Below are 3,391 nucleotides of genomic sequence, written 5' to 3'. Positions count from 1 at the left end.
CCGCATCGACCACGTCCCCGGCAACACGCTGGAGGGACCCGGGCCTTCACCCCGAATGGCGGCTCGGCCGGGAATCCGCTCTGTACCTGGAGCCGCCCGAACAGCAGCTACAACTTTCGAGCGACACACGCCGGTTGCGCAATTCCACCTCGATATACTTTTCCACGTTCAGCTGGAATACCCCTGATTCGCATGCGTGAACGCGATGAGGCGCTACCTTGAACGCTATGGAAATTGCAGCCTTGGCGGCACAGGCAGTCGGACTGATCAGCACGTATCTGGCCAACATCGCGATTGGCACCACCGACAAGCTCGCAGAGAGCGCAGTCGCCGGTCTGCACCGGTTGATCGCGGCGAGACTCGGCCGCACCAAGCTGGGACAGGCGGTGCTCGAAGGCTGGCAGGAGCAACCGTCGGCTCCGGAGCGCCAGAAGATGGCGACTTTTGCGATCACCGAGGAGGCCAATACCGACGCGGGCTTCGCAAACCAGCTGACCGAGGCGGTGAAGGCGGTATGGGTCTCCCAAGGCGCCGCCGATCAAGCGACGATCCAGAACCAAGTCAACTTGAGCGCCGGTGGCGCGGTCACCATGAAGAAGTCTCTCATCGCCGGCGGCTCGATAACCCAGACACGCGCAACCAAGTTCACCTTGGGCGGCCTGGCGCTGGTGATCATCGCCACCGTCGTCCTCGTCGCAATGTTGAACAGCGGCAATTCCGACCGACCCGGACTTGATCCGGGCGCGCAGATCCAGGACATCGGTACCGATCCCAGCAAAGAAGGTGCGCTCCAGTCGGCCCGGGCATTCCTTGACGGTGCGAGCGTCGGGAATCCCGAGATAGTCTGCAAACTCTCCCACAAGGTGCCCGCAAACTGCGCCGAACAGTTCAGGCAAGAATACGAGAAGATGTCACCGGAACAAAGGGATGCATACAAGAACGCGGAGATAAGATCCGTCGAAATCCGCAACAACGGCACCCTGGAAGCTGAAGTCGAGTTTGCGATGCAGGATCTGAAGCGCGATGGGGCACCAATGGAGAGGAAGAGGTTCAACCTCTTCTACGTCGGGGGACGTTGGCAGATCAACGAAATCAGTGGCTATGCGGTCGAGTAACGTTTCCGGGACGCCCTCGTCCACAGCTCCGACTCTTCTCCGCCAACCGCCCCCTGTGGGGTGTCAGGACTCCGCACTGGGACGCCGAGCTGCGACGATCGCGTACGCCGGACCTCCACGCTACCTTTGCGATCTTGTCGTGGAGTGAGTGGAAGGAGTCGCGGGTGCGGGTGTCCGTGCTGACCGCCGGGTCCAGAGGTGACGTCGAGCCGTTCCTCGCCCTAGGCGGGCGGCTGCGTGCGGTCGGGCATGCTGTGCGGTTGGTGACGCACCGCGAGTTCGAGCTCGTCGTGCGTGCCGCCGGGCTCGACTTCGTCGAGCTGCCCGGCGACCCCAAGGCCACCCTCGCCGGACCCGAGGGGCAGGCACTGCTGGCCGCGCGAAGCCCGGTCGCGCTGGTCCGGCGGCTGCGCGAGGTGGTCGGCCCGGAGCTTCGCGGGTCGCTGACGGCGGCGGTCGAGGCGTGCCGCGACGCCGACGTCGTCGTGTACTCCACGCTGGTGGCGTTCGGACCGACCGTGGCCGAGTACCTGGACGTGCCCGTCGTGGCCGCCCACCTGTCCCCGAACACGCCCACCAGGGCGTTCCCGATGACGGCCCTGCCCAAGCCGGTGCCCGCTGTCCTCAACCACGCCACCTGGCGGTTCTCCGAAGCTCTGCTGTGGCGAGCCTTCCGTCCCCTGCTGAACGACCAGCGCGCCGACCTCGGCCTCCCGCCGCTGCCTCGCCGCACCCCGCCGCCGCACGGCCGAGCGCCCCGCCTGTACGGCTTCAGCCCCGCCGTGGTCCCACCCCCACGGGACTGGACGCCGATCGACCACGTCACCGGCTACTGGTTCACCGATACCGACACCGTTCTGCCGCCCGCCCTGACCGACTTCCTGGATGCCGGCGAACCTCCGGTGTACCTGGGCTTCGGCAGCATGCGCGACCCGGACCCGTCCGCCGCTACCGACCTGTTGCTCACCGCCGCCCGCCGGGTCGGCAGGCGAGCCGTGCTGCTGTCAGGCTGGAGCGGTTTGCACCAGGCGGACACGAGTGACGACGTGCTGGTCGTCGACGACGTCGCGCACCGCGCGCTGTTCCCTCGATGCGCGGCCGCTGTCCACCACGGCGGCGCGGGCACCACGGCTGCCGCGGTGCTGGCCGGCGTCCCGTCGGTGGTCGTGCCGTTCTTCGCCGACCAGTTCTTCTGGGGCCGCCGCGTTACCGAGCTCGGGGTCGGCACCGCCACCCCGGCCCGGGACCGCCTGACGGCCGACGTCCTCGCCGACGCTCTGCGCACCGCCCTGTCCCGCGCTCGACCGGCTCGCGCCCTGGGCGACAGGGTAGCGGCCGAAGACGGCCCAGGCGCGGCGGTCACCATGCTGGAACGCCTGGTCGCACCGGTGCCGTCAAGGTAATCCCGCACAGGGAGCGATCCATGCCATCGTCCACGGCGATGCCGGGATGCCTTGCGGTATCGGGCGGGTCACTCATGACGTGGCAGCGGCCACCTGGCAGGGCACCTCGGTGGACCTGTCCGCCGAAGGCGCGAGCGGGTCATGCCAGGTCGTAGAGCAAGCGGTAGTAGGCGATGCGTTCCGGGTCGGGGTCGATCCCGTACGCGTCGTACAAGGTGCCGTCGAAGCCGGGACCGTGGTTCCGGTCGAGGCTCCACGTCGCGACCGCCAGATCGGCCCACCGGTCGGCCACCCCGAGCGAGCCCAGGTCGACGTGCGCGGCGAAGGTGCCGTCGTCGTGCAGCAGGGTGTTCGGGGCGCAGGCATCTCCGTGGCAGACCACGAGACGGTCGATCGCGGGCGGTTCACCGAGCCGCGTCGTGGCCTCGGCCACCCCGAGATGCCGGTGCTCGGGGAACCAGTCGTCCGGCCCCTCTCCATCCGCGATGCGCTGGTCGGCGCGTACGAGTCGCCGCTCGACGCTCCAGTCGAACGGGCACTGGTCCACCGGCAAGGCGTCGTGGAGCAGGCGCAGTCCGTGGCCGATCGCCGTCGCCGCGACACCAGGCTCGGTCTTCCACCGGAGTTCCACCGCCGATCGGCCGGGCACGGCCGCCGTGATCAACCACGCGCCCTCGGCGTCGATGCCGTGGTCGAGGGCGCGTGGGACACGCGCCCAGCGGTGCGCCCACGCCAGGCGTTCGGCTTCACCGGCCAGGTCGATCTCGGGGGTTCCAGCAGCGACCCACTTGACATATCTGGGGCCGCCATCCCCGTCCAGGCGGAAGGTCAGCCCGCCGAGTTCGATGCGCCACACGGGGGTGTTGGTGGCGT

Annotated in this window: 3 protein-coding genes; 2 read left to right on the top strand and 1 reads right to left on the bottom strand. The window is 68.4% G+C overall.

The features are described 5' to 3' along the window. Window positions 1–227 precede the first annotated feature (227 nt). Complete coding sequence (locus AB0G02_RS32215; RefSeq protein WP_360801685.1) at window positions 228–1,115, top strand: hypothetical protein; 888 nt, start codon at window positions 228–230, stop codon at window positions 1,113–1,115. A 134-nt stretch (window positions 1,116–1,249) separates the two neighbouring features. Next, entirely contained in the window at window positions 1,250–2,518 is a 1,269-nt protein-coding gene (locus AB0G02_RS32210) for a glycosyltransferase (protein WP_360801682.1), read from the top strand. A gap of 139 nt (window positions 2,519–2,657) precedes the next feature. Here the strand turns inward: AB0G02_RS32210 and AB0G02_RS32205 are convergent. Then, on the bottom strand, window positions 2,658–3,391 hold a 734-nt coding region (locus AB0G02_RS32205), incomplete at its 5' end, for an aminoglycoside 3'-phosphotransferase (protein WP_360801679.1).

The organism is Actinosynnema sp. NPDC023658 (genome assembly GCF_040639995.1).
Classification (GTDB): Bacteria; Actinomycetota; Actinomycetes; order Mycobacteriales; family Pseudonocardiaceae; genus Actinosynnema.
This window is presented reverse-complemented; position numbering and strand designations above follow the sequence as displayed.

Bases quoted from the DNA above. Each gene is read 5' to 3' on its own strand.
- AB0G02_RS32215 (WP_360801685.1), top strand. From the start codon at position 228: ATGGAAATTGCAGCCTTGGCGGCACAGGCAGTCGGACTGATCAGCACG.